We start from the raw sequence: 26,711 nt of genomic DNA, 5'->3' as shown, positions 1-26,711 counted from the left end.
CGGCCAGGGTGGCCGCCGCACTGTGGTGATTACAAGGCCAGGAAGGCCAGGCCCGCCACGGCCGTCGGCAGCAGGGCGCCGGCCAGCAGGCCGACGGCGCCGATCGATTCATCCTTGAAGCCGCGGCGCAGCAGGGCCACGCCGGCCGGGTTCGGCGCATTGGCGATGACGGTCAGGCCGCCGCCGGCCACGGCGCCCGCCATCAGCATGTATTTCGCTTCGTCCGTCATGCCGACGATCAGCGAACCGAGGTAAGTGAGGGCCGCATTGTCGGTAATCGCCGTCAAGCCCAGGGCGCCGAAGAACAGGGCCAGCGGCTTCAGGCTCGAGACGATGGGCTGCAGCCACCATTGCTGCATGCCGCCCAATACCACCAGGCCGCCGAGGAAGAAGCCGACCAACAAGCCTTCCTTCAGGATCAGCGGGCTTTGATAGCGTTCATAGGCCTGCACGAAGCCGAGGAAGAACAGGAACAGGCCGATGAACAGCACGGGGTGGTGTGCCAGGGTGACCACGCCCGCCAGCACGATCATGTGCACGAGGCTGACGGCCAGCGGCACCTTCGGCGCTTCGACGTCGCCGGCTTTCGGCTTGATGTCGGAGGTGTTGCTGTGCAGATATTTGCGCAGCAAGATGCTCACGCCCGTGGCATTGACCAGCACGGCGATGGCGGCTTTCCAGCCGAAATGGGTGGCCATGTAGGCGCTGTCCCAGTTCCACGTGGTGGCCACCATCAGCACGGGCGGCGCCGCATACGACGTGAGCGTGCCGCCGATGGACACATTGACGAACAGCACGCCCAGCGCGCCGTATTTCAGCCATTCGGGAATGCCCGGACGGAAGATTTGCGGCGCCAGCATCAGCGCGGCCAGGGTCATGGCGGCCGGTTCCGTGATCAGGGAGCCCGTCAGGGGCACGAGCGCCAGGCCCAGCCAGACGAGGGCCAGTTCCGTGCGCAGCGGCATCACGCGCGCCACGCTTTTCAACAGGCGCTGCACGGCGTCGAGCACGGGGCGCGAGGCGGCCACGACCATGACGACAAAGACGAACAGCGGTTCCGTGTAATGGCGCGACTCGGCATACTCGATGGCCGCATCGCCGCCCGAGACAAAGGCCATGATGATGATCAGGATGAAGGCCCAGAAGCCGAACACGACTTCCACTTCGCCCAGCAAGTGCAGCAGGCCCGCATGGCGGGGGTGGCGTCGCGATAATGTTTCAAACGACTTGGCGGCGAAGGTGTGGATGAGCGCAAGGCCGAAGACGATGGCGCTGATGATTTGGATGGTGGTCAAATGCGTTTCCTTATGGACGGAGGAAGCCGCCCGGTGCATTGCCGAGCGGTAAGGAGAGTGCTTATGGTACAGCAATCGATGCGGGAAACGGGGTTTTTCGGACATGGCGGGACGGCCTCCGGGCAGGCGCTGCGCAGATAAGCCTTGCCAAAAGCGGGGCCGGATAGTACTGTATATACATACAGTATTTATCTCTATATTTAATTATGCAACATTCCGAATTGATGGCCGCGCCGGAAGCCTTGCATCCGTCCTTGTGGCGCGCATCGCAGCTGGGCCAGGGCGCCACGCGCTGCCTGGATACGGGCTTTGCCGCCCTGTCCGCGCAGCTGCCCGGCGGCGGCTGGCCCAGCGGCAGCCTTATCGATCTGCTGGTGCAGCAGCCGGGCAGCGGCGAATTGCGGCTGCTGGCGCCCGCGCTGGCGCAGCTGCCGGGCTTGCCCATCGTGCTGCTGCAGCCGCCCCATCCGCCGCAGGCGCTGGCCCTGGCCGCACAGGGGGTGGCGCCGTCGCAGCTGCTGTGGCTCAAAAGCGCCGGCAGCAAGGATGCCTTGTGGGCGGCCGAGAACATCTTGCGCAGCGGCACGTGCGGCGCCCTGCTGTTCTGGCAATCGCACGTGCGCGCCGACAGCCTGCGCCGGCTGCATCTGGCCGCGCAGTCGGGCAATACCCTGTTCTGCATGCTGCGCCCCTTGCACGGCGCGCAGGATGCGTCGCCCGCGCCGCTGCGCCTGTCCGTGCGTCCGGCCGCCGGCGGCATCGAGATCGGCTTCATCAAGCGCCGGGGACCGCAGCGCGACGCGCCCCTGTTCCTGCCCCTGCAACCTCCTTCATTATTGCTACGCCATGCGACTCTGGATCGGCCTGTGCCTGCCCCGGCTTCCGCTCGAAGTGTTTTGCCCGCGCTGGTCGGCTGACAGCCTCGGCGTGGTGCTGGAGCAGGAGCAAGTGATGGCCCTGTCGCCGCTGGCGTTGGCCGCCGGCGTCAAGCCGGGCATGCGCCGCGCGGGCGCCCTGATGCTGGCGCCGCAGGCGCGCCTGCACGAACGTTCGCCCGAGCTGGAAGCGCAGGCCCTGCAGGCGGTGGCGCTGGCGCTGCTGCAATATTCGCCGCTGGTGGCGCAGGGCGAGGAAGCGACCCTGCTCGTCGATGCGGGCGCCAGCCTGCGCCTGTTCGGCGGCGTGCGCGCCCTGTGCCGGCGCATCGCGGCCAGCTTGCGCGCGCTCGGCTACACGGCCCAGCTGTCGTGCGCCCCCACGGCGCGCGGCGCCTGGCTGCTGGCGCGCGCCGGCACGCGCCGGGGCCGCGTGCTGGGCATGGAGAGTCTCGTGCGCCGTCTCGACGGCCTGCCGTGCGCCTTGCTGCCGCCCGCGCGTCCCTGGCTCGACTGGTTCGAGGGCATCGGCTGCCGCACCCTGGGGCAGCTGCGCCACTTGCCCCGGCCCGGCTTGCAGCGCCGTTGCGGCGGGGCCTTGCTGGACATGCTCGACGACGCGCATGGCCACAGCACGGAATTGTTCGTATGGATTGAGGCGCCGCCCACGTTCCGCGCCAGCCTGGAACTGTTCGACCGCGTGGAGCACGCCGACGCGCTGCTGTTCGGCGCGCGCCGCCTGCTGCAGCAAATGACGGGCTGGCTGTGCGCGCGGCAATTCGCCGTCGAGCGCATTCAATTGCTGCTGGCGCACGAACGGGGCAGGGTGGCGCGCGCTCCCACCGTCATCGACCTGGCCTTGGGCGAGGCCGTCTGGCGCGACGAGCATCTGGTGCGCCTGCTGAAGGAGCGCCTGGCGCAGCTGGCGCTGGACGCGCCCGTGATTGGCCTGACCCTGGAAGCGCTGCAGGTGCAGCCGATGGCGCCGCCCAGCGAGAGCCTGTTTCCCGAGCCGGGCGGTACGCCGCAGGAGCGCCAGCGCCTGCTCGAATTGCTGGTGGCGCGCCTGGGCATGGAAAATGTCTTGCAGGCCGCGCCGCGCGCCGATTACCGCCCCGAGGCGGCCAACCGGTGGCTGCCGCTGCCGGCTAAGCCAGGCGCAAAAAACGCGCCGTCCGACTTGCCGCCCGGCTTGCCTGGCATGCCCCGTCCCGGCTGGCTGCTGGCCCAGCCCATCGCCCTGTTGATGCGCGAACACCGGCCCTTCTATGGCTCGCCCTTGAAAATGGTGTCCGTCGCCGAGCGCATCGAGGCGGGCTGGTGGGGGCAATCGCAGGCGCGCGATTACTTCATCGCCGAAGGCCTCGACCACGCCCATTACTGGGTCTACCGCGAACGCATCGCCGGCAGCGGAGAAGACGCCGCGCCGCGCTGGTTTTTGCATGGCTTGTTTGGCTGAAGGCGCTGTCCTGCTGAAACTGCCATGCTTGGCTATACTTGCTTTCTTGCGCCGCGTCTTTAATTGAAATGAAGGATATCCATGACACAGCTTTCCGACTTCCCCATCACCCAAAAATGGCCTGCCCGACATCCCGAGCGCCTGCAGCTATACTCGCTGCCGACGCCGAACGGCATCAAGGTGTCCATCCTGCTGGAGGAGCTGGGCCTGGCGTACGAGCCGCACCTGGTCAGCTTCGAGCAGAACGACCAGCTGTCGCCCGCCTTCCTGTCCCTCAATCCCAACAACAAGATTCCCGCCATCCTCGACCCGGATGGTCCCGACGGCAAGCCGCTGGCCCTGTTCGAGTCGGGCGCCATCCTGTTGTACCTGGCCGAAAAGACGGGCAAGTTCATCCCCGAGGATGCGGGCCTGCGCTATGAAACGATCCAATGGCTGATGTTCCAGATGGGCGGTATCGGCCCCATGTTCGGCCAGGTGGGCTTCTTCCACAAATTCGCCGGCAAGGACTACGAAGACAAGCGCCCGCTGGAACGTTATCTGGGCGAAGCGAAGCGTTTGCTGGGCGTGCTCGAGCAGCGCCTGCAGGGCCGCGACTGGATCATGGGTAGCCAGTACACGATTGCCGACATCGCCATCTTCCCGTGGGTGCGCTGCCTGGTGGGCTTCTATGGCGCGGGCGAGCTCGTCGGTTTCCACAATTTCCCGAACGTGCAGCGCGCGCTGGACGCGTTTCTTGCCCGTCCCGCCGTCATCAAGGGCATCGACATCCCGCAACGCGGATAAAACAGGCGGCGGCCGGCCGGCGCTACAATGCGCCATCGGCCGCCCTGCGCGGCAGCTTTGATCTGAGACAATGAAATCCACCCGGCAAGATTTTCCCGGCGCGCACGGCCATGTGCTGGCGGCGCGCCTCGACGCGCCCGACGGCGCCATCCGCGCCTACGCGCTGTTCGCCCACTGTTTTACTTGCGGCAAGGACGTGCTGGCCGCGCGGCGCATCGCGCAAGGCTTGACGGAACACGGCATCGCCGTGCTGCGCTTCGACTTCACGGGACTGGGCGCCAGCGAAGGCGAGTTTGCCGCCACCAATTTCTCGTCGAACGTGGACGACCTCATCGCCGCCGCCGACTTTTTGCGGGCCAGACATGCCGCGCCGCAATTGCTGATCGGCCACAGCCTGGGCGGCGCCGCCGTGCTGGCCGCCGCCGCGCAGGTGCCGGAAGCGACCGCCATCGCCACCCTGGCCGCGCCGAGCACGCCCGCCTACGTGACGCGCATGTTCAGCGCGCACCTGGAGCAAATCGCCGCCGAGGGCGAGGCGCTGGTGCGGCTGGAAGGGCGGCCTTTCCGCATCCGCCAGCAATTCGTCGACGACGCGGGCAGCCACAGTTTAAAGGAGCACATCGCCGGCCTGCGCCGCGCCCTGCTGGTGATGCACGCGCCGCACGACACGACGGTGAGCCTGTCGAACGCGATGGATATCTTTACGGCCGCCAAGCACCCGAAAAGCTTCGTCTCGCTCGACGATGCCGACCACTTGCTGACGGGGCGCGATGACGCGGCGTATGTCGCCAACGTCATCGCCGCCTGGAGCGCGCGTTATATCAACTAAGCTGAACTAAGCGGTCGCCCATGAAAAACGCCGCGGCAGCAGAAGCTGGCGCGGCGCGGATACTATTGGTACTTTACAACACCTGACAAAATCGTAGCGAGCGGCAGTGATTTGTGGCCGAGAAGCGCAGCCATGCAAAAGCACGGTGAGCATCGCCGGCCGCAAAGCGCGACGCGCAGTAGATTTGGTCAGGTGTTCTCAGTCTTCGTCAAATTCGGCGGATAGATCCTTCCAGCCCTTGCTCACTGCAAAAGCGGAAAATTCCTCGGGCGCTTCCAGGACGATCAGTTTCTTGTCTTGCAAGCCCAGGTCGCCATGGCCGAAGTCGGGGCCCACGTAGCCGAGGCTGCGCAGGCGGGCCAGGATGTGGCCGACCAGGGTCTTGTCCTTGCAGGCGCCCGCTTCGAGCGGGGCGGCGAAATCGACGTAGACGTCGATGATGCCGTAGCCTTCGTCGAAGATGCGGATGGCCTTGATGTCGTGGGCACGGCCGGAGCCGTCGGTGGCCTTGAAGGGGCCGCTGAGCTGGATGTCGGTGTCATTGTTCATGCCGCCAGCATACACCAAAAGCCGGCCCCGCATGGGGCGCGCGGCGCAACATCTCTCTGGTATCGCCGCCTCAGCGCGCCTGCAGGATGGCCGACAGGCGGTCGCGCGTGCCGGCGATGCGCTCCAGTTGCGGATACCTCAAGCCGCCGTGGTAGTCGAGCGCCACCGTCTGGAATTGCTTGCCCTTGCGCACCAGCAAGTTGATCGGCTGCGGGCGGGTCTTGGCCGCCTGGATGGCCGCCTTCAAGAGCTTGGGCGTGTAGGCCGTGCCATTCACGGCGAGCAAGGTCGTGTTGCCCGACAAACCGGCCTGGAAGGCGGGGCCGTCCCACAGCAGCTTGCCCAGCTTGCCGTCCTTGTCGATCGTTAAACCCAGCGAATAGCTCAGATCCGTGCTCTCGCTGCGCTCTTCATTCGCTTTCAGGAAGGGCGTGGGCGTGTCGCGGTAGACCAGTTTCCAGCCGGCGCGGGCCAGGCCATCGAGCGGCGCGCCGGGGCCGTGGCCATCCAGGCGCGTGCGCAAAAAGGTGGCCCAGTCGTGCGGCTGCACGGCGTTCAGGGCCGCGACGACATCCTCGAAGGTGTAGGGCAGGGGCGTGGTGCCGCCATCCTGCATGCCGAAGAAGGCGCGCGCGAAGTCGTCGAGCGAGCGGCGCTCGCCCGACAGTGCGCGGATGGTGGTGTCGACGTCGAGCCAGACCAGCGCGCCTTCCATATAGTAATCCTCGTCGCGCTGCCAGCTGCTCCAGGCGATGGGGCGCCGGCCATTGATGATGGGATCGTTCGTCGTATCCTGCATGGTGCGCCAGCTGCGCCCGGGCATGACGTCGTACTGGGCCGCCGTCGCGGCGAACAGGTCGCGCATGTTGGCTGCCTCGACCAGGCCGGAGCGGGCCGCCAGCACATTGCCCCAGTACTGCGTCTGGCCTTCGTAGACCCACAGCAGGCTGTTTTGCAGCGGTGTGTTGAAGTCCGCCGTGTCCTGGCCGGCGGGGCGACGGAACTTGCCGTTCCACGAGTGCACCAGTTCGTGCGGCAGCAGCACGCGGCCTGCCTCGTTCTTGTCCCACTCGCTGAAATAACCGGGCTTGACGCCGTTTTCGCTCGATTGCAGGTGTTCGCGGCCGATGCCGCCGAACTCGTCGCTCAGGGCCAGCAGGAAATCATAGTGGCGGTAATGGCGCGCGCCGAACAGTTTATAGGCTTGTTGCAGCATGGCCCGGTGTTGCTCGACTTGCTGCGGCGACGCTTCCAGGCTGTCGGCGCTGTCGGCCATCACATTCAGGTGTACGGGCACCTTGGCGCCTGGGTCGAGGTCGATGCGCTCGAAATGGCGTCCGGCAAAGACGGGTGAATCGACCAGGGTGTCGAGGTCCAACGGCTCGAAATCGACTCGCTGGCTGGCCGGCGTGGCCGCCCGCGCGCGCACTTCCAGGGCGCTGGCAAATTCCCAGCCGGCCGGCAGGGTCAACGATGGCTGCACGACGATGTCGCGCGCGGCGCGCCCGGCCGGATACAGGGTCATCGCATGCCATTGCACGCCCAGCATGGCGCTTGTCATGGTGATGCGGCCCTGGCTCGTGTCGACGGGTGAAAGGAGCTGGTATTGCGCTTCCACGGCCGTGGCGTCGGCCGGCACGTCGAGGTGAAAAGCGAACATGTTGACGGGGTCGCGCCGCCACTCCAGGGGCGCGCCGTTGGCGGACAGGCGCAGGCCGGCCAGCTGGTTCAGGGGACCGCTGGGGCCGTGGTTGCCCGGCACCCATTGCGGATACAGCAAGGTCAGCTTGCCGGGCGCGGCGGGGATGCTTTCGCGGATGCTGAACAATTGCTGCGCCACGTTGCTGGCATCGACGTGCAGCATGATGGGCGCTGCGCCAGGCGAGGCGGCCTGGGCGGTGGTGGTAACGAGGAGGACGAGGACCGAATGCAGGAGGGAACGGGAGTAGGGCATGGGCGGGGCGGCTTCGGGGAGGACAAAGGCCGAGTCTAGCATTCTGTAAAAATTTCTTACAAATTCGAGGCCGTCTGGGGCGTTTTGCGCCAATTTCAAGGCCTTGAAAGGAACGGGAGAGGCCGTATATCGGTAACAGGCGGATGCTCACGGTGAGGTCCGCCCCTCTTATCGCTTCATTTGAAAAGGATATTTATCATGCGTACTTTTGACCTTGCTCCTCTGTATCGTTCCGCCATCGGCTTTGACCGCCTGGCACAGCTGCTCAACGAACAACGTGCCGATGCGCAACCGAGCTATCCGCCCTACAACATCGAACTGGTGTCGGAAGATAAATACCGCATCGTGATGGCATTGGCCGGCTTCTCGCGCGAAGAAATCGACATCATCACGGAACGCGATTCGCTGCACGTCACGGGCCGCAAGCAGAAAGATGGCGTCGAGCGCACGTTCTTGCACCGAGGCATCGCTGCCCGCGATTTCGAGCAGCGCTTCCAGCTGGCCAACCACGTGAAGGTCACGGGCGCCACGTTTGAAAACGGCATGCTGACCATCGACCTGGTGCGTGAAGTGCCGGAAGCGCTGAAACCGCGCAAGATCGAGATCGGCACCGGCACCGGCAGCGATACCGTCAGTGTGCTGGAACAGCGCCAGGCAGCCTGAGCGGAGCTGATCCCGGCGCCACGCGCCGGCATAGGCGGGAGGGGCTAGCCTCTCCCATGCAGTAAAATACTGGCCGGTTAATCCGGCCAGTGTCACGTCTGGAACCCGTTCGGGCTTCCATTGATTGTCAAGCGGCACGCAAGATTAAACCTTGCTTAAAGGCGCAAATGCCTGTTTCCAAATGGAAAAATGTTAAGCACCGCCTAAGACTCGTGGCCCACTATTGCATACATCAAAATCTCATTGAATGAGGAGCAATTCATGGAACAGCAAACGAATACCGCATCCCTGAAAATCAAACGCACCGTAGCCGCGCTGGCCGCGATCGGTGTGCTGGGCGCCGGTGGCGCCATGGTGGTGCATCAGAACAATGCCGGCGCGAATGCCGCCGCCGCTGGCGCACCCGCCGCCCCCGTGGCTGCCGCCGTGGCGCCCGCCGCCAGCGCGCCGCTGGTGGCCTTGCCCGACTTTAGCCAGATCGCCGCGCGCAACAGCCCGGCCGTGGTGAACATCAGCGTCACGGGCAGCACCAAGGTGGCCTACGACCCATCGGCCCAGGCCGGCAACGACGACTTCGGCAACGACCCCTTCTTCGAATTCTTCCGCCGCTTCCAAGGGCCGCAGGGCGGACAGCGCGGTGGCCGCGACGTGCCCACGCATGGCCTCGGTTCCGGCTTCATCGTCAGCCCCGACGGCGTCATCATGACCAACGCCCACGTGGTGCGCGATGCGCGCGAAGTGACCGTCAAGCTCAACGACCGCCGCGAATTCCGCGCCAAGGTGCTCGGCACGGATCCGAAGACCGATATCGCCGTGCTGAAGATCGACGCCAACAACCTGCCCGTCGTGCCGCTCGGCCATTCAAGCGACCTGAAAGTGGGCGAGTGGGTGCTGGCCATCGGTTCGCCCTACGGCTTCGACAGCACGGTGACGGCCGGCGTCGTCAGCGCCAAGGGCCGTTCCCTGCCGGACGACAGCAACGTGCCCTTCATCCAGACGGACGTGGCGGTGAACCCCGGCAACTCGGGCGGCCCGCTGTTCAATACGCGCGGCGAAGTGGTCGGCATCAATTCGCAGATCTACAGCCAGACGGGGGGCTTCCAGGGCCTGTCGTTCGCCATTCCCATCGACCTGGCGGGCCGCATCAAGGACCAGATCGTCGCCACGGGCAAGGCCAGCCATGCCAAGCTGGGTGTGACGGTGCAGGAAGTCAACCAGGGCTTTGCCGACTCGTTCAAGCTGGCCACGCCGGAAGGCGCGCTGGTGGCCAACGTGGAGCGTGGCAGCCCGGCCGACAAGGCGGGCCTGAAATCGGGCGACGTCGTGCGCAAGGTGAATGGCCAGCGCATCATCGGCTCGGCCGACTTGCCGGCGCTGGTGGGCACCTCCTTGCCAGGAGACAAGATCAGCATGGATGTCTGGCGTGACGGCAAGATCGTCAGCCTGACGGCGACCCTGGGCAATGCGGCCGACAAGGTGGCCGAAGTGGCCAAGAGCGACAGCGCCGCCGGCAAGGTAAAACTGGGCCTGGCCCTGCGTCCGTTACAATCGGATGAAAAACGCGAGGCGGGCATCAGCGCCGGCCTGCTGGTGGAAGACGCGGGCGGTGCCGCCGCGAATGCCGGAGTGCAGCCGGGCGACGTGCTATTGTCGGTCAATGGCCGCCCCGTCAACACGGTCGAGCAGGTGCGCGACGTGGTGGAAAAATCCGCCAAGTCGGTGGCCTTGCTGATACAGCGCGGCCCCGATAAGATCTTCATTCCCGTGCGTTTGGGCTGAAAACAAGAGTAACTAGAGAGAGGCAAGCCATGCGCTTATTGCTGGTAGAAGACGATACGATGATCGGCGAGGTGGTGCTCGACTTGCTGCGCGCCGAGCATTACGCGGTGGACTGGGTCAAGGATGGCGACATGGCCGATACGGCTCTGCAGACGCAAACCTACGACCTGGTGCTGCTGGACCTGGGCTTGCCGCGCAAGGATGGCCTCGACGTGCTGCGCTCGATGCGTCTGCGCAAGCTCGACACGCCGGTGCTGGTGGCCACGGCGCGCGACGCCATCGAGCAACGCATCGCGGGCCTCGACGCGGGCGCCGACGATTACGTCTTGAAGCCGTATGACCTCGACGAATTGCTGGCGCGCATACGCGCCCTGCTGCGGCGCGCCTCGGGGCGGCCGGAACCGGTCTTCGAACACCAGGGCGTCTCCATCAATCCGCTGACGCGCGAAGTGATCGCCGAGGGCCATCCCGTCAACCTGTCGGCGCGCGAATGGGCCGTGCTGGAAGCCTTGATCGCCCGTCCCGGCATCGTGCTGTCGCGCGCGCAGCTGGAAGAAAAGCTGTACAGCTGGAAGGATGAGGTCAACAGCAATGCCGTGGAAGTGTATATCCACGGCTTGCGCAAGAAGCTGGGCAGCGACCTGATCCAGAACGTGCGCGGCCTCGGCTACATGGTGCCGAAGGCATGAGGATGAAGGTCACGGTGACGCATTCGTTGCGCGGCCGCCTGCTGTGGTTTTTGCTGGCGGCCATCATCATGGCGGCCCTGGCGCAGGCGTCGATCGCCTACCGCAGCGCCCTGTACGACGCCGACCAGATCTTCGACTATCACATGCAGCAGATGGCCCTGTCGCTGCGCTCCGGCGCGCCGCTGGCCAACCATGCGCAAGCGTTGCCGGCCGACCCCGTCAACAACGACATGGTGGTGCAGGTATGGACGCCGGACGGCGTGCAGGTGTTCCGCTCGATCACGCGCGCGGAATTGCCGCAGCGCGCCGTGCTGGGCTTTTCCAACGTGAAAGCGAACGGCACCACCTACCGCATCTTTTCCGTGCAAACCAGTTCCCAGACCGTGCAGATCGCCCAGGACATGGCCGTCAGGAAGCGCATGGCCGGCAGCCTGGCGCTGCGCACGGTGGGACCCATCGCCTTGATGGCGCCTATCCTGATGCTGGTCGTCTGGTGGGTCGTCAGCGGTTCGCTGGCACCCGTCTCGCGCGTGCGCAAGCAGGTGGCGGCACGCCAGGCGGACGATCTGTCGCCCGTCTCGGAAGCGGGCTTGCCCGACGAAGTGCGGCCCCTGGTGCATGAACTGAACCTGCTGTTCGGGCGTGTCAAAACGGCGTTCGACGCGCAGCAGCATTTCGTCGCCGACGCGGCGCATGAATTGCGCACGCCGCTGGCGGCCCTGAAACTGCAGGTATTGAGCCTGGAACGGGCCGAATCGGAAGAAAAACGCAGCCTGGCGATCAGCCGCGTGAGCGCGGGCATCGAGCGGGCCACGCGCCTGGTCGAGCAGCTGCTGGTGCTGGCGCGCCAGGAAGCGAGCGCCGCCAGCGGCGACCAGCTGCAGGCGGTGGACTTGAACGACGTCGTCAAGCGCGCGCTGGGCGACATGGCCGGCATCGCGCAGGCGCGCAAGATCGACCTGGGCCTGCACCACATGGATGCGGCCAAGGTGGCGGGCCAGGCCGATGCGCTCAACATCATGCTGCGCAATCTGGTCGACAACGCCATCAAGTACACGCCGCAGGGCGGCACGGTCGACATCGACCTGCGCGCCAGCCCCGTCGGCGTGACGTTATCGGTGGAAGACAGCGGTCCCGGCATCCCGCCCGAGGAGCGCGAGCGCGTCTTCAGCCGCTTCTACCGCGTGCCCGGCACGGACGCCAACGGCAGCGGCCTGGGGCTGGCCATCATCAAGGCCATCGCCGAGCGCCATGGCGCGCGCCTGGTGCTCGACAAATCCGAGCGCCTGGGCGGCCTGTGCGTGCGCGTGGAATTCCCGCAAGCCGTGAAGAAATAGCGTTTTGATCATGATCTTTGGCATGTTGCATTGACGCGCGCGCCGTGGCCCTATATTGTCTGCGAAACAAGCAGAACCAGACCACGGAGCGCAGCATGCAGAAGATCGGATTTTCAGGAACCCTCGACCCCATCACCAACGGCCACATGTGGGTGATCGGCGAAGCGCGTTCGCTCGCCGACGAGGTGATCGTGTTCCTGTCGCAAAACCCCGCCAAGAAGCCGCAGTTCCCTGCCGAAGACCGCAAGCGCATCATCGAGCAGAGCGCGCGCGAGTGCGGCTGGGACAATGTGCAGGTGGTCATCGTCAAGGGCGACTACACGGCGCGCGCGGCGAAAAAGCACGGCTGCGACTACCTGATCCGCGGCATCCGCACGACGGCCGATTTCGACTATGAAAACCTGATCCAGCAAACGAACGTGGATGTGCTGCAGGGCGCCAAGACCATCTTCGTCATGCCGCCGCGCGACCTCGGCTCCGTCAGTTCCAGCTTCGTCAAGGCGCTGGAAGGGCCTGTCGGCTGGAACTGGACCATGAAGAAATTCGTTCCCGGCCCCGCCTACCAGGCATGGATACTCGACTGCCTGCGCAAGGAATGGGAAGCGCTGTGGCACTACGCCACCGCCTCGCAAGATGACATCGCCGTGTTTGACCACTGGTTCGCGCACCTGACGGGACCGCAGGCGTATGGCGGCGCTGACCGCCATTATCACAACCTCGACCATCTGGTGCACGGCCTGTCCGAAATCCGCGTGTGGGCCGACAATACCTATGCGCCCAAGCGCGACAGCGCGCTGGTGAAGAAGGCGTTCTGGTTCCACGACGCCGTCTACAGCCACGACGACGATGCCCTGTATTCGAGTGAAGAGGCGAGCGCCCAGCTGTGGCTGGCCAGCGGCCTCGATGCGGGCGACAACCAGGATGTGGCGCAACTGATACGCGCCACCGACCATTTCCAGGGGCCCGGCATCAGCCACGCGCTGAAAGACGCCATGCTCAGCGCCGACCTGGCCATCCTGGGGCAGGATGAAGAGGTGTACCTCGCCTACACGCAAGCCATCGGCCGCGAATACGCGCACGTGGACCCCGTGCGCTTCAAGCAGCAGCGGAGCCTGGCCCTGCAGCATTTATGCGGCAAGGCGCAGGCGGGCCAGCTGTTCGGCGATGCGTATTTCGCCGACCAGTACAACGAGCGGGCGATTGACAACATGCGGAAAGAGATCGCGGCGCTGGCTGGCGGATGACTGTCAGGGGCGGGCGGCGGCGTGCGCCAGCGCATCGTCGAGCCGGTCGTTGCCCCAGAATAATTCACCTTCACTGATGAAGCTGGGGGCGCCGAACAGCTTCAAGGCTTGCGCCTGTTCCGTCTGGCGGCGCAGGCGCAGCTTGTTGTCCTGTGTCAAAGCCAGCGCCAGGATGGCGCGTGCATCGAGGCCCAGTTCCTCCAGGGCCTCGCTGACGGCCGCGAGGTTGTCGATATCGCGGTCCGCGGCAAAATTCATCGCCATCATGCGGCGCGCAAAGGGCGCAATCCATCCCTGGTCCGCGCCGATCAGCGCCACGCGCATGGGCAGCAGCGCCGTGCGGGGAAAGGCGCCCGGTTGCCGCCATGGCAAGCCGTACTTGTCGCACTGGCGTGCCATGTCGCGCCACGTGTAGTCGCCCTTGAGTTTTTGCAGGACGAAGGGTGACGTCTCCCAGCCCAGCGCCTTGAAGACGACGCCCAGCAGGAAGGGTTTCCAGATGACCTGCACCTTCTTTTCACGCGCCAGCGCGTCGATGCGCATGGCGCTCAGGTAGCTGTAGTTGCTGCCGAAATCAAACCAGAATTCCAGTGCGGCCATGGTAGCGCTCCCAAGTCAGGCGGCCACCGCCTTGGCGCGCGCCGCGTGCAGTTTTTTGAAGCTGTCGATCAGGCGCTGGTGCCTGTCGAGGCCTTCCAGCTGCATGCTGGTCGGGGTCAGGCCGAAGAAACGCACGCTGCCATCTACCGAGCCCAGCACAGCGTCCATGCGTTCGTTGCCAAACATGCGGCGGAAATTGACGACGTAGTCGTCCAGCGCCAGCTCGTCATCGAGTTCCACTTCCAGCACCACGTTCAAGGCTTGATAGAACAGCTTGCGCTCGAGCGTGTTGTCGTTGTACTGCAGGAAGGTTTCCACCAGCTCTTTCGCTTCCTCGAACTGCTGCAAGGCGAGCTGTATCAGCAGCTTCAGTTCCAGGGTCGTCAGCTGGCCCCACACCGTGTTTTCGTCAAACTCGATGCCGATCAGGGTGGCGATGTCGCCGTACTCGTCGAGCTCGCTGTTTTCCAGGCGGTCGAGCAAGTCTTCCAGGCTGGCATCGTCCAGCTTATGCAGGTTCAGGATGTCGGCGCGGAACAGCAGCGCCTTGTTGGTGTTGTCCCATATCAAATCTTCGACCGGATACACTTCCGAATAACCGGGCACGAGGATGCGGCAGGCGGTGGCGCCCAGCTGGTCATATACGGCCGTGTACACTTCCTTGCCCATGCCGGCGAGGATGCCGAACAGGGTCGCCGCTTCCTCGGCATTCGAGTTCTCGCCGTGACCGGAAAAATCCCACTCGACAAAATCGTAATCGGCCTTGGCGCTGAAGAAGCGCCACGAGACGATGCCGCTCGAATCGATGAAGTGTTCGACGAAATTGTTCGGCTCGGTGACGGCTTCGCTGGCAAACGTCGGCTGCGGCAAGTCGTTCAAGCCTTCGAAGCTGCGGCCCTGCAGCAATTCCGTCAGGCTGCGCTCGAGCGCCACTTCCAGGCTCGGGTGCGCGCCGAACGAGGCAAACACGCCGCCCGTGCGCGGGTTCATCAGGGTGACGCACATCACCGGGTACACGCCGCCCAGCGACGCATCTTTGACCAGCACGGGAAAACCCTGTTCTTCCAATCCGGCGATGCCGGCCAGGATGCCCGGATATTTCGCCAGCACTTCCTGCGGCACGTCGGGCAGGGCGATCTCGCCTTCGATGATTTCGCGCTTGACGGCCCGTTCGAAAATTTCCGACAGACATTGCACCTGTGCTTCGACCAAAGTATTGCCGGCGCTCATGCCATTGCTGACATACAAGTTTTCAACCAGGTTCGACGGGAAATACACGACCTCGCCATCGGAGTGGCGCACATAAGGCAGCGAGCAGATGCCGCGCTCGGCATTGCCGGAATTGGTGTCGATCAGGTGCGAGCCGCGCAGCTCGCCATCGGGGTTGTAGATGTCGCGGCAATACTCGTCGAGAATCTCCTTCGGCAGCGCATCCTTGCGGCCCGGCTTGAACCAGCGCTCGTTCGGATAATGCACGAACGCTGCATTGGCGATGTCTTCGCCCCAGAACGAACCGGCGTAGAAATGGTTGTTGCTGAGGCGCTCGATATACTCGCCCAGGGCCGAGGCCAGCGCGCTTTCCTTGGTCGCGCCCTTGCCGTTGGTAAAGCACATGGGCGAATGCGCGTCGCGGATATGCAGCGACCACACATTCGGAATGATGTTGCGCCACGAGGCGATTTCAATCTTGATGCCCAGGCCCGCCAGCAGGCCCGACATATTGGCGATGGTCTGTTCCAGCGGCAAATCCTTGCCGACGATATAGGTGCTCGCGCCCGGGGCCGGATTCAGGGCCAGCAAGGCCTGGGCATCGGCGTCCAGGTTCTCGACTTCTTCAATGACGAACTCGGGGCCCGTCTGCACCACTTTTTTCACCGTGCAACGGTCGATCGAGCGCAGGATGCCCTGGCGGTCCTTGGCCGAGATATCGGCCGGCAGCTCGACCTGGATCTTGAAGATTTGCTGGTAACGGTTTTCCGGATCGACAATATTGTTTTGCGACAGGCGGATGTTTTCGGTGGAAATATTGCGCGTATCGCAATACAACTTCACGAAGTAGGCCGCGCACAAGGCCGATGATGCCAAAAAGTAATCGAACGGGCCGGGCGCCGAACCATCGCCTTTATAGCGGATGGGCTGGTCGGCGATGACCGTAAAATCGTCGAACTTGGCTTCGAGACGCAGCTTGTCGAGAAAGTTGACTTTAATTTCCATGAGGTAATCCAATACTGTGCTTATGAGTTAGGCGCTATTATCCGTGCTTTCCGCTGCGGGGCAAAGATTGTTCACTGCGGCCTGGTCCGCCGGCAGCCGCCGGACCAGGCCGGCAGGGCAGGCGAGGGGGACGTTCCCCCCATGAGGCGGACGGATAAATGTGCGAGGCGATCTGACTGAGTATGCGAATAACATTAATGCGACACGGCGAGCCCCGACTCGCCAGGGGGCGCTGGATAGCGCCGATGCAAATGGGGCAGTGGATTGAGCTCTACAATCAATCGCTCATCAAAGAAGGTGACATACCGGCGCAGTGCTGTGCGGCGGCACTTTCCGCCTCGACCATCGTAGCCAGCACGGCACCGAGGGCATGCTCGTCGGCCAGGGCACTGGGCGACTTGCCGTTCATGCAAGAGGCGATGTTCACTGAGGCCGGGCTGCCCTTTGCGCTCTGGAAAGCCCCCTGGCTGCCGGCGGAAGCCTGGGCAGTGATTTTTCGCCTGCTCTGGCTGTTCGGTTATGCGCGCGGATCGGACTCGCTCACGCTCACCCGGCGGCGCGCCAGGGCCGCCGCCGAGCGCCTTGTTGCGCTTGCGGCCCAGGGGCCGGTGCTGCTGGTCGGGCATGGCATCATGAATCGATTGATCGGCAAGGAGCTGCAGGCATTGGGTTGGCGTGCCCGCGACAGGCAAGGCAGCCGGTACTGGAGCATGGGAGTGTATGAATTGTGAAAGTGAACTGTGAAAACCTGTGACGAATGCGGCAGCCGATACCGTGACGAGGCCGAAGGCATGGCCAGCCTGTGTCCCGAATGTGCCTCGGTCATCTATGGCTTGCCACGGTGCGTGCACGTCTTCAATGACGGTCGATGCCGGAAATGCCTGTGGGATGGCCGGAAAAGCGATTTTGTGCGAAAACTGGAGACGCAGGGGCGCTGAAGCGATATCCGTGTGTACGGGGGCAGCGTCCATTGGCGGTCATCGGTGTTTTCGTGACAATGCATGCGTTTTTCGGATTGATAATTGGCTATCCTTCATGGGGGCTGTCTGCAGCCAATACTGGAGGGTTGATGGCATCTGAATCTCATGCACTTCACCGCTCCGTCCTTTCGCTTCGTCTAACTTGATGCAAGGATGAGTTGATGCAATTATCCAATTATCTTTTCTTTACTACCACTTGCGAACAAGCATTGGCGTTCTATACGCAATGCGGGCTGGGCAAGATAAGCGATGTATTGCGCTTTGGCGTAGATGGCATGCCGGTCAGTAATGAATCCATGCGCGGGAAAATCATGCATGCCCGATTTGAAGGGCCTGGCGTATTGTTCTTTGCTTCTGACAATGAGGATGCAGAACCCATGCGCGGGTCCGCACATATTTTGCAAATGCATGACAGGCAGTTAACGAAACAGCTTTTTGACAAGTTGGCGTATCGAGGGGTGGTCACGACACCGCTCGCCATACAGGTATGGGGCGATTATTACGGTAAATTGACGGACCAGTTCGGGGTGCAGTGGATGCTGAACTGTTCGGCCTGAATTACCCTGGACGAGGGGGCAAGCCATTTCTCGTCAAGTTCCTGCCATCTGAGCCGTGTTGAGGCAGACACAGCGGCTGCCCATGCTGGCGCAGCCGCTGTTTTTCAGGTGGACACGGCGATCAGAACTTCACCCACAGCCGGCCGAAATACGAGGCGCCGTTCAGGCCGAACTGCACGCTGTCGTATTTGAAGCCGTTGTCCGTCTCGTCCGCGTTTTGCGTGGTGGGCTTGACGTTGAAGATGTTGTTGCCGCCAAAGGTCAGCTTGGTGTTCTTGTTGATGCTGTAGGTAAAGCTCAAGTCGGCCGAGGTCTTGGCCGCGTAACGGGCGTTCGGTACGCCTTCAGCCGTGCCGCTGAAGGTGCCCAGGGTTTGCGGGCCAAAATAGATGATGCGCAAGTCCGACTCCAGCTTGCCCGTGATGTAGTCGAATCCCAGGGTGGCTTTCGAACGGGGGCCGCCCTGTTCGATGAACAGGCGTTCACGCTCGGACAGCAGGACATCCTCGAAGCCCGTCAGCGAGGCGGGCGTCTTGACCTTCGTCACTTCTGTTTTGCTCAAGTTCAAGGCCAGGAAGGTGGTCAGGCGGTTGCCGGCCAGTTCGCCCTTGTGCGAGGCCGTCAGGTCCAGCCCGCGCGTGCGCGTGTCGATCGAGTTGACGAAGAATTGCGCCTCGCCCACGCCCAGCAGGGCCAGGCGCGCGGCCAGGTCCGGGTAGTTGTCGGCATTGAAGCGGCCCGACAGCACGATGCGGTCCTTGATCTTGATGTTGTAGAGGTCGGCCGTCACGGAAATGGCTTGCGTCGGCGTCCAGGTGGCGCCCAAGGTAAAGCTGGTGGATTTTTCCTCTTTCAGCTTGGGGATGCCGGCCGCGTTGGCGACGGCGCCGCCGTTCGGTGCCAGTACCACGTCGGTGGGTACGCCGCCGATGAAGTCGGTGAAGGTGGACGAGAAATACACTTGCTGCAACGATGGCGCGCGGAAGCCCGTGCTGGCCGAGCCCCGCAGCAGCACGTTGGGCGCCACTTTATAGCTGGCGGCCAGCTTGCCCGTCACGGTGGAGCCGAAATCGCTGAATTTTTCATAGCGCACAGCGGCCTGGGTTTTCAGGCGTTCCGTCCAGTCCAGTTCCACGTCGCCATACGCGGCGATGCTGTGGCGCTTGGCCTTGGTGGCATCGCCGGGCTGGAAGCCGGGAAAGCCCTGGCTGCCTGCATTGCCGCCGACGCCCACGCCGTCGGCGTCGCTGTAGGAGCCCGGTTCGCCGGCCATGATCTTGTATTCCTCGCTGCGATACTCGGCGCCGAAGGCCACGTTCATGCCGCTCATCACCGTGTCGTAGTAGCGGCTGAAATCGGCGTTGCTGGTCAGCTGCTGGAACGAGAAGCCGCCCGCGTCGTAGCTGCTGGCGCTGACGCCCTTGCCGCCGTTCATCAGGTCGAGGTTGGCGATCGAGGCGTTCAAGGTATGGCTGATGTCGTAGCGCATCTTGTTGTAGCCATAGGTTTGCGAAAAGTCCGCATGCCATTCGCCGATCTGGCTGCGGTGGCCGATGGTGGCGTACTGGTCGTCGATCTTGCCGTTAATGAACGGCACGAAACCGTCCGGGTACATGGCGGCCGAATTGCGCGACGGGATGTCGTCGCTGCCGATGCCGCCGCGGCCGAACGCGGCGCTGGAGGCGTCGCGCGTCTGCGCGCCGGCCGTGAAGTACAGCTTGCCCGTGCCGCTGGTGGCGTAGTCGCCATTCACGTACAGGGTCTTGTTTTTGGACTTGGTGTCGCCGATGATGCGCATGCTGTCCGCGTCGGCGCGGTTCGAGCGGCCCCTGTCCAGGTACTCGCCCGTGATGGCCAGGGTGCCCTTGTCGCCCAGCGCGATGCCGCAGTAGGCGGAGGTCATGTAATTCTTGCCGTCGCCTGCGGAATACTGGCTGTAGCCGGCCACCGCTTCGCAGCCCAGGCTTTTCTTCAGTTCGATGTCGATCACGCCGGCAATGGCGTCCGAGCCGTACTGGGCGGCGGCGCCGTCGCGCAGCACTTGCACGTTCTTGATCGCCAGCAAAGGAATCGCATTCATGTCCGTGCCCGTGTTGCCGCGGTTGCGCGCGCCGAACAGGTTGACGAGGGCCGTCGTGTGGCGCCGCTTGCCATTCACCAGCACGAGGGTCTGGTCGGAGCCGAGGCCGCGCAGGGCGGCTGAATCGATCAGGTCGGCCCCGTCGGCGCCCGTCTGGCGCGTGGAGTTGAACGAGGGCGAGATGTATTGCAGCGACTGCGCCAGGTCGAATTGGCCGCCTTGCTCGGCCACCTTGGAAATCGGAATGATATCGACCGGCACCATCGTATCGGTGGCGGAACTGGCGACCCGGCGCGAGCCGACCACGCTGACCGTTTGCACGGGACCGTCCGTGGCGGCCGCTTCCGTGGACTGGGCCATGGCGGCGGGACTGAAGGCGGCCAGGGCGGCGCTGCCGTACAGGCTGATGAGGACTGCTTTACGCAAGGTGGTGAGGGTCGGCACGCAGTATCTCCAAGTGGCTGATGAGCAAAATTCGTGACTTGATTCTAGTGCCATCATTTCAGCATTCACCAGCGATACTTTGTTTTCTTATTACAAATTTGCTGTAACTGTTGTTTCCTGGTTGATTATCTTTTGGCCGCTGCGCCGCTTGCCTTGTACCGGTGCGCGACGCCCCATTCAGGTGCTGCGTTGCACCATGCCGCCCACCCAGATTGCCTGCGCGCTGTATTGCACCTCGATCAGACACGGCTGTTGCGTCACGTGGCCCTGATGCAGGCGCAGCGACTGTTGTCGGTGTGCTGACAGCGCGCCCGCCGCCACGCCCGTGGCGCTGTCTTCCAGCGCCGGGTCGAGGTGGTTGAAGTTGCGCCCTTCGTATTCTTGCTCGCCCGTGCGGCAGTACGCATAGCAGCCGCTGACCTGGTGCAAGGCGCTCCAGTCGGCGATCAGTTCCAGGTTAGGCCGCAGCGCGCGCAGGGTGGTGCGGTCGGCCACTTCCAGCAGCAGCTTCGGGCTGCCGACGGAGGCGATCACGGGCGGCGACAGCAAGTGCATGTGTTGGCCCATCAGTTCCGACGGAATATATTTTTCCACCGTGACGGCCGGCGCCGGCTGCGGTGCCAGGCCGATGAATAATCCCTCCGCGCGGCGCACCAGCTGCAAGGCTTGCCCATGCATGGCGGTCGTCACCGTCAGCGCCGCCGGCGCGCCGGGCCCCGTCAGCAGCACATGCGCGGCCGCCATGGTGGCGTGCAGGCACAGGGGGCTGCGCGTGTGCGGATAAAAATAGTCGAGCACGAGGCATCCCTCCGCGCCGTCCGCCTGCCGGTCGAGGAAGACGCAGGCGCTCACTTGCCGCTCGCGGGCGAATTGCTGGCGCGCCGTTTCGCTGCTGTCGTCGTTTTCCACGACCAGTGCCGCATTGCCGCCACCGGGTGCGGCGCCGAAACATTTTAATAAGTGGACGATCATGGCGGTCGAGACAAAAGGTAAAACCCCAGCATAACTGAGATGGCCGTTTTCAGATGAGTATAATATACTGTGTTTATATACAGTATTGAGGTAGATCATGTGGGGCGCCGTCTTACCCGAGTATGCTGAGTTGTACTGCCTGAGCAATTTCAGCTTCCTGCATGGCGCCTCGCATGCGGAAGAGCTGGTGGCGCGCTCCGTGCAGCTCGGTTACAAGGCGCTGGCCATCACGGACGAGTGCTCGCTGGCGGGCGTCGTGCGCGCCCATGCGACGGCCAAGCGGGCCGGTTTTCCGCTGATTATCGGTGCGCATTTTCATTTGACGCAGGCCGACGGCAGCCCGGCGCTGTCCCTGCTGGCGCTGGTGCGGGACCGCGACGGTTACGGCAACTTGTCGGAACTGATCACCATGGCGCGCACGCGGGCGGCCAAGGGGCGCTACCTGCTGACGCCGGACGACTTCACCGCGCCGTCGGCCGAATTTGCCCATTTGCGGGGACTGCCCGGCTGCCTGATGATCTTGTTGCCCGGCTATGCGGCCGAGGCGGAAACCGTGCGCGCGCAGGGAGAGTGGATGGCATCCACTTTTGGCCGCGAGCGCAGCTGGATCGGTCTGAACCTGCTGCAGCGGGCGCAGGATGACGCCCATCGCGGCGCCGTGCAAGAGGCGGCGCAGGCGCTGGGCTTGTCCGTGGCGGCCGTCGGCCATGTCTGCATGCATGTGCGGTCGCGCAAGCCGCTGCTCGACACCCTGTGCGCGATACGCGTGGGTAAACCCGTGGGCGAGTGCGGCTATGCGCTGGCGCAAAATGCGGAACAGCATCTGCGCGCGCGCCTGCGCCTGGCCAATGTGTATCCGCCGCAAGCGCTGGCGGAAACCGTGCGCATCGCCAAACTGTGCACATTTTCACTCGACAGCCTGCGCTATGACTATCCCGACGAGCTGGTGCCGCACGGCCACACGCCGGCGACGTATCTGCGCGAAGAAACCTATGCGGGCGCGCGCATCCGCTTTCCGCTCGGTATTCCGGCCAACGTACAGGAACAGATCGAGCAGGAGCTGGAGCTGATCGCCGAGCTGTCGTATGAAGCGTACTTTTTGACCGTGTACGACATCGTGCGCTTTGCGCGCTCGCAAAACATCCTGTGCCAGGGCCGGGGGTCGGCCGCCAATTCGGCCGTCTGCTATTGCTTGCACATCACGGAAGTGGACCCGGCGCGCGGCAATTGCCTGGTCGGGCGCTTCATGTCGCGCGAGCGCAACGAGCCGCCCGACATCGACGTCGATTTCGAGCACCAGCGGCGCGAAGAGGTCATCCAATATATCTACGGAAAATATGGGCGCGAGCGGGCCGCGCTGGCGGCCGTGGTGATCAGCTACCGGCCGAAGAGCGCCTTGCGCGACAGCGGGCGGGCGCTGGGGATCGACCTGGCCATCGTGGAAAAGGTGGCCAAGGCGCATCGCTGGTTCGACGGCAAGCGCGATCTGCTCGAGCGCCTGGCCGAATGCGGGCTCGACCCGGAAGCGGCATTGTCGCAGCAGTGGGCCGGCCTGGCGCAGCAGCTGCTGGGCTTTCCCCGCCACCTGTCCCAGCATCCGGGCGGCTTTGTCATCGCGCAAGGAAAATTGTCGCGCCTGGTGCCGATCGAAAACGCCAGCATGGCCGAACGCAGCGTCATCGAGTGGGACAAGAACGACCTGGAAGAGCTGGGCTTGATGAAGGTCGACGTGCTGGCGCTGGGCATGCTGTCGGCCCTGCGCCGCGCGCTGGAACTGGTCGGTGCGCGGCGCGGCGAACCACTCCGCCTGCAGGATATTCCGGCGGAAGACCCGGCCACCTACGACATGATGTGCGAGGCCGACACCATCGGCGTGTTCCAGATCGAGTCGCGCGCGCAGATGAGCATGCTGCCCCGCCTGCGGCCCCGTGAATTCTACGATCTCGTCATCGAAGTGGCGCTGGTGCGCCCCGGCCCCATCCAGGGCGGCATGGTCCATCCATATCTGCAGCGGCGCCAGGAAAAGGAGCCGGTCGACTATCCGAAGGGCCTGGAAAAGGCGCTGGGGCGCACCCTGGGCATCCCGATCTTCCAGGAGCAGGTAATGCAGGTGGCCATCATCGCGGCCGATTTCACGCCCGGCGAAGCCGATGAGTTGCGGCGCGCCATGGCGGCCTGGAAACGCAAGGGCGGCATGAACAATTACAAGGAACGCATCGTCGAAACGATGGTCAAAAATGCGTATAAACGGGAGTTCGCGGAGGCCATCTTCAGCCAGATCGAGGGCTTTGGCGAATACGGTTTTCCCGAGTCGCACGCGGCCAGTTTCGCCCTGCTGACGTACGCCAGTTCTTGGCTGAAATGCCACGAACCGGCCGCCTTCCTGTGTGCCTTGCTCAACAGCCAGCCCATGGGCTTCTACAGCCCCTCGCAACTGGTGCAGGATGCGCGCCGCCATGGCGTGCCCGTGCTGCCCGTCGACGTGGCCGTCAGCGGCTGGGACGCGGCGCTGGAGGGGGATGCACCGGCCGTGCGCCTGGGCTTGAACAGCCTGTTCGGCATGCGCGCCGAGGCGGCCCAACGCATCGAGGATGCGCGCGCCATCGCCAGCTTCGTCGACGTGGCCGACCTGGCGCGGCGTGGCGGCCTGGACCGCCATGACTTGCAGGTGCTCGCTGCCGGCAACGCGCTGCACGCGCTGGCCGGGCACCGGCGCGAGGCGCTGTGGCAGGCGGCCGGCGCCGTGCCCGACAGGGACTTGCTGCGTGCCACCACGCCGGAGGAAGAATTGCCCATGCTGGCCGCGCCGACGGAAGGCGAGAGCATCGTCAGCGACTACCGCGCGCAGGGCTTGACCCTGGGCCGCCACCCGCTGGCGCTGCTGCGCAGGCAATTGCTGGAACAGCGTTTCCTGCCCGCCGCCAGCCTGGCCAGCTACACGGATGGCCAGCTGGCGCGCGCCTGCGGCATCGTCACCGTGCGCCAGCGCCCGGGCACGGCCAAGGGCGTCATCTTCATGACCCTGGAAGACGAGACGGGCACCGTCAACGTGATCGTCTGGCCCGACCTGGTGGAAAGCCAGCGGCGCGAAGTGCTGAGCGCGCCGCTGCTGGGCGTGTACGGCGTGTGGCAAAGGGAAGGCATCGTGCGCAACCTGGTGGCCAAGCGTCTGGTCGATATGTCGCACTTGCTGGGGCGTTTGCGGACCAGCAGCCGCGATTTTTGCTGAGAGTTGCCGGCGGGGCGGAGGGCATGGCATTATTTGAATATGACAATATTACCCGAACCGACACTGCGTCCCGCCCTGGTCGCCGACGCGCCCGCCATCGTCGCCCTGATCGACGACTTGATGCCCTTTTTGACCCTGCACCCGGACGGCGCGGGGGCGGAAAAGTTCATCGAGAACTGCCGCCAGCCCGCCATCGAAGGCTATCTGTCGCTGCCCAATTACGCCTACCAGCTCGCGCATATCGACGGCGAACTGGCCGGCGTGGTGGCCATGCGCGACAACACGCATCTGTTCCACATGTTCGTGCCGCGCGCCCTGCACCGGCGCGGCATGGCGCGCCGCCTGTGGCAGGCCGCCCGCGATGCGTCGCTGGCAAAAGGCGACGTGACGGCGTTTACCGTCAATTCCTCGGCCTACGCCTTGCCCCTGTATGAAAGCCTGGGTTTTGTCGCCACAGGGCCGAAGGTGGAGACGGGAGGCATCGCGTTTGTGCCGATGCGCATGGAGTTGTCAACATAATCCAACGGCAAGGGCCGGGGGGCAGACCCGGTGGGGGAATTTTCCCCAGTGGGGAGAATTCCGCTCCCGAAGGGATTGACCCTGCATTCCTTGTGAACTTATCGTGCCGATTGTGTGCCGATTTACCAGCGCACGATCTTGCCGGGATTCATGATGTTCTTCGGATCCAGCGCATGCTTGAGGGCGCGCATGGTGTCGATGGCGCCCTCGCCATGTTCTTCCACGAGGAAGGCCATCTTGTGCATGCCCACGCCGTGTTCTCCCGTGCAGGTGCCGTCCATGCCGATGGCGCGCGTGACCATGTCGCTGTTGACCTTTTCGGCGCGCGCGATGTCGGCCGGATCATCGGGGTCGACCAGCATCTGCACGTGGAAGTTGCCGTCGCCCACGTGGCCGATGATGGCATAGACGAGGCCCTGCGCCTCGCAATCGGCCTGGGTGGCGAGGATGCATTCGGCCAGGCGCGAAATCGGCACGCAGCAGTCGGTGGAAATGGCGCGGCTGCCGGGGCGCATCTGCAGCAGGGCGAAATACGCGTTGTGGCGCGCGGCCCACAGGCGCGAGCGGTCTTCGGGGCGGCTGGCCCACTCGAAATCGCTGGCGCCGTGCTCCGCCGTGATGGCTTGCACCAGCTGCGCCTGCTCGGCCACGCTGGCCGGCGTGCCGTGAAATTCAAACAGTAATAATGGCTTTTCCGGCAGCGCCATCTTGTCGTAGGCGTTGATGGCTTTGACGCCATTTTCATCGAGAAACTCGACTCTGGCCACAGGAATACCCATCTGGATGGTCTGGATCACGGCGCTGACGGCTTCGCCCGTGCCGGGGAACGAGCATACGGCGGCCGAGATCGCTTCCGGCAGCGGATACAGTTTCACCGTCACTTCCGTGATGATGCCCAGCGTGCCCTCGCTGCCGACGAACAGGCGCGTCAGGTCGTAGCCGGCCGACGATTTTTTCGCCCTGGTCCCCGTCCTGATGATGCGCCCGTCGGCCGTCACCACCGTCAGGGCCAGCACGTTTTCGCGCATGGTGCCGTAGCGCACGGCGTTCGTGCCCGAGGCGCGCGTGGCCGCCATGCCGCCCAAGGATGCATTGGCGCCCGGGTCGATGGGGAAGAACAGGCCCGTGTCGCGCAGCTCCTCGTTCAATTGCTTGCGCGTCACGCCCGCCTGCACGGTGGCCGTCAAGTCTTCAGCATGCACGGCTACCATCTGGTTCATGTGCGACAGATCAATCGTCACGCCGCCATGCAGGGCCAGCACATGGCCTTCGAGCGAGGTGCCGCTGCCGTAGGCGATGACGGGCACGTCGTGCGCGCTGCACAACTTGACGGCGGCCGCCACTTCCTCGGTGGAATGGGCGAAGATGACGGCGTCCGGCAGCATGGGGGGATAGCTCGACTCGTCGCGGCCATGGTGTTCGCGCATGGATTGCGTCATGGAAAAGCGGTCGGCAAAGATCAGGGAAAGTACGGCAGCAAGGGATACGGGCAGCGGTTTTTTCAGTACCGCCAACTGGTCAGTTTGATTCACGCGAGTCCTCCGTTTTTTTTATTCTACTCCGCCTCCGGGGATTGCACGGAAGCGCCAGTTAATTTTTTGCCGCTTGTAAAAAAATCCGCATGGCGCGCCGTGCATTGGTTGTAAATGAGAATCAT

The 26,711-nt window shown here is 64.1% G+C and carries 21 protein-coding genes; 13 read left to right on the top strand and 8 right to left on the bottom strand.

The window, feature by feature from the left end; genetic code table 11:
- Positions 1 to 29 precede the first annotated feature (29 nt).
- Positions 30 to 1,295, bottom strand: coding sequence for a putative Na+/H+ antiporter (locus ACQ4W4_RS03920; RefSeq protein ID WP_436540855.1), 1,266 nt, complete (start codon positions 1,293 to 1,295; stop codon positions 30 to 32).
- A 206-nt stretch (positions 1,296 to 1,501) separates the two neighbouring features.
- On the opposite strand from ACQ4W4_RS03920, the gene imuA reads away from it, so the two are divergent.
- From imuA to ACQ4W4_RS03900, 4 genes are all read left to right on the top strand, one after another.
- On the top strand, positions 1,502 to 2,212 hold the full coding sequence (imuA, locus tag ACQ4W4_RS03915; RefSeq protein ID WP_436540854.1) for a translesion DNA synthesis-associated protein ImuA: 711 nt from the start codon (positions 1,502 to 1,504) through the stop codon (positions 2,210 to 2,212).
- Entirely contained in the window at positions 2,142 to 3,629 is a 1,488-nt protein-coding gene (locus ACQ4W4_RS03910) for a Y-family DNA polymerase (RefSeq protein ID WP_436540853.1), read from the top strand. Before imuA ends, ACQ4W4_RS03910 begins: the two co-directional genes overlap by 71 nt.
- 81 nt (positions 3,630 to 3,710) lie before the next feature.
- Positions 3,711 to 4,415: a glutathione S-transferase N-terminal domain-containing protein gene (locus ACQ4W4_RS03905; RefSeq protein ID WP_436540852.1), complete on the top strand. Its 705-nt coding sequence runs from the start codon at positions 3,711 to 3,713 to the stop codon at positions 4,413 to 4,415.
- A 70-nt stretch (positions 4,416 to 4,485) separates the two neighbouring features.
- The gene (locus tag ACQ4W4_RS03900) at positions 4,486 to 5,244 is read left to right on the top strand and encodes an alpha/beta hydrolase family protein (protein ID WP_436540851.1); all 759 of its coding nucleotides are present in this window, start codon (positions 4,486 to 4,488) and stop codon (positions 5,242 to 5,244) included.
- Positions 5,245 to 5,442: 198 nt separating this feature from the next.
- On the opposite strand, the gene ACQ4W4_RS03895 is transcribed toward ACQ4W4_RS03900, so the two are convergent.
- Both ACQ4W4_RS03895 and ACQ4W4_RS03890 read right to left on the bottom strand, forming a co-directional pair.
- Positions 5,443 to 5,793, bottom strand: coding sequence for a hypothetical protein (locus tag ACQ4W4_RS03895; RefSeq protein WP_099668403.1), 351 nt, complete (start codon positions 5,791 to 5,793; stop codon positions 5,443 to 5,445).
- A 70-nt stretch (positions 5,794 to 5,863) separates the two neighbouring features.
- On the bottom strand, positions 5,864 to 7,747 hold the full coding sequence (locus ACQ4W4_RS03890) for a M61 family metallopeptidase (protein WP_436540850.1): 1,884 nt from the start codon (positions 7,745 to 7,747) through the stop codon (positions 5,864 to 5,866).
- A gap of 198 nt (positions 7,748 to 7,945) precedes the next feature.
- On the opposite strand from ACQ4W4_RS03890, the gene ACQ4W4_RS03885 reads away from it, so the two are divergent.
- From ACQ4W4_RS03885 to coaD, 5 genes are all read left to right on the top strand, one after another.
- Positions 7,946 to 8,410 carry an Hsp20 family protein gene (locus ACQ4W4_RS03885; protein ID WP_070221455.1) on the top strand — a complete coding sequence of 155 codons (465 nt, stop codon included), beginning with the start codon at positions 7,946 to 7,948 and terminating at the stop codon, positions 8,408 to 8,410.
- Positions 8,411 to 8,671: 261 nt separating this feature from the next.
- On the top strand, positions 8,672 to 10,189 hold the full coding sequence (locus tag ACQ4W4_RS03880) for a Do family serine endopeptidase (protein WP_436540849.1): 1,518 nt from the start codon (positions 8,672 to 8,674) through the stop codon (positions 10,187 to 10,189).
- A 29-nt stretch (positions 10,190 to 10,218) separates the two neighbouring features.
- Positions 10,219 to 10,878: a response regulator gene (locus tag ACQ4W4_RS03875; protein ID WP_034750756.1), complete on the top strand. Its 660-nt coding sequence runs from the start codon at positions 10,219 to 10,221 to the stop codon at positions 10,876 to 10,878.
- 2 nt (positions 10,879 to 10,880) lie between these two features.
- Entirely contained in the window at positions 10,881 to 12,215 is a 1,335-nt protein-coding gene (locus tag ACQ4W4_RS03870) for an ATP-binding protein (RefSeq protein ID WP_046685864.1), read from the top strand.
- 95 nt (positions 12,216 to 12,310) lie between these two features.
- Entirely contained in the window at positions 12,311 to 13,459 is a 1,149-nt protein-coding gene (coaD, locus tag ACQ4W4_RS03865) for a pantetheine-phosphate adenylyltransferase (protein WP_436540848.1), read from the top strand.
- 3 nt (positions 13,460 to 13,462) lie between these two features.
- Here the strand turns inward: coaD and ACQ4W4_RS03860 are convergent, their stop codons facing one another.
- Both ACQ4W4_RS03860 and ACQ4W4_RS03855 read right to left on the bottom strand, forming a co-directional pair.
- On the bottom strand, positions 13,463 to 14,059 hold the full coding sequence (locus ACQ4W4_RS03860) for a 2-hydroxychromene-2-carboxylate isomerase (RefSeq protein ID WP_436540847.1): 597 nt from the start codon (positions 14,057 to 14,059) through the stop codon (positions 13,463 to 13,465).
- Positions 14,060 to 14,074: 15 nt separating this feature from the next.
- Positions 14,075 to 16,273: an OsmC domain/YcaO domain-containing protein gene (locus ACQ4W4_RS03855; RefSeq protein WP_436540846.1), complete on the bottom strand. Its 2,199-nt coding sequence runs from the start codon at positions 16,271 to 16,273 to the stop codon at positions 14,075 to 14,077.
- A 182-nt stretch (positions 16,274 to 16,455) separates the two neighbouring features.
- Between ACQ4W4_RS03855 and ACQ4W4_RS03850 the strand changes: the two genes are divergently transcribed.
- The gene (locus tag ACQ4W4_RS03850; protein ID WP_436540845.1) at positions 16,456 to 17,004 is read left to right on the top strand and encodes a histidine phosphatase family protein; all 549 of its coding nucleotides are present in this window, start codon (positions 16,456 to 16,458) and stop codon (positions 17,002 to 17,004) included.
- A gap of 410 nt (positions 17,005 to 17,414) precedes the next feature.
- Positions 17,415 to 17,810 (top strand): glyoxalase/bleomycin resistance/extradiol dioxygenase family protein, encoded by a 396-nt coding sequence (locus ACQ4W4_RS03845; protein WP_326456305.1) that lies wholly within the window; start codon positions 17,415 to 17,417, stop codon positions 17,808 to 17,810.
- Positions 17,811 to 17,931: 121 nt separating this feature from the next.
- Here ACQ4W4_RS03845 and ACQ4W4_RS03840 read toward each other — a convergent pair whose 3' ends face one another.
- Together ACQ4W4_RS03840 and ACQ4W4_RS03835 are read right to left on the bottom strand one after the other, a co-directional pair.
- Positions 17,932 to 20,334, bottom strand: coding sequence for a TonB-dependent receptor plug domain-containing protein (locus tag ACQ4W4_RS03840; protein ID WP_436540844.1), 2,403 nt, complete (start codon positions 20,332 to 20,334; stop codon positions 17,932 to 17,934).
- Between the two features lie 177 nt (positions 20,335 to 20,511).
- On the bottom strand, positions 20,512 to 21,306 hold the full coding sequence (locus tag ACQ4W4_RS03835) for a PhzF family phenazine biosynthesis protein (protein WP_436540843.1): 795 nt from the start codon (positions 21,304 to 21,306) through the stop codon (positions 20,512 to 20,514).
- A 97-nt stretch (positions 21,307 to 21,403) separates the two neighbouring features.
- On the opposite strand from ACQ4W4_RS03835, the gene ACQ4W4_RS03830 reads away from it, so the two are divergent.
- Both ACQ4W4_RS03830 and ACQ4W4_RS03825 read left to right on the top strand, forming a co-directional pair.
- The gene (locus ACQ4W4_RS03830; RefSeq protein ID WP_436540842.1) at positions 21,404 to 24,535 is read left to right on the top strand and encodes an error-prone DNA polymerase; all 3,132 of its coding nucleotides are present in this window, start codon (positions 21,404 to 21,406) and stop codon (positions 24,533 to 24,535) included.
- A 39-nt stretch (positions 24,536 to 24,574) separates the two neighbouring features.
- On the top strand, positions 24,575 to 25,054 hold the full coding sequence (locus tag ACQ4W4_RS03825) for a GNAT family N-acetyltransferase (protein WP_436540841.1): 480 nt from the start codon (positions 24,575 to 24,577) through the stop codon (positions 25,052 to 25,054).
- 122 nt (positions 25,055 to 25,176) lie between these two features.
- Here the strand turns inward: ACQ4W4_RS03825 and ACQ4W4_RS03820 are convergent, their stop codons facing one another.
- Positions 25,177 to 26,586: an FAD-binding oxidoreductase gene (locus ACQ4W4_RS03820; protein WP_436540840.1), complete on the bottom strand. Its 1,410-nt coding sequence runs from the start codon at positions 26,584 to 26,586 to the stop codon at positions 25,177 to 25,179.
- Between the last annotated feature and the right edge of the window lie 125 nt (positions 26,587 to 26,711).

The sequence above is a fragment of the Janthinobacterium glycogeni genome (assembly GCF_051380725.1).
GTDB lineage: Bacteria > Pseudomonadota > Gammaproteobacteria > Burkholderiales > Burkholderiaceae_D > Janthinobacterium.
The sequence above is the reverse complement of the archived record's forward strand: the minus strand, read 5'-3'. Positions and strand labels throughout refer to the sequence as shown.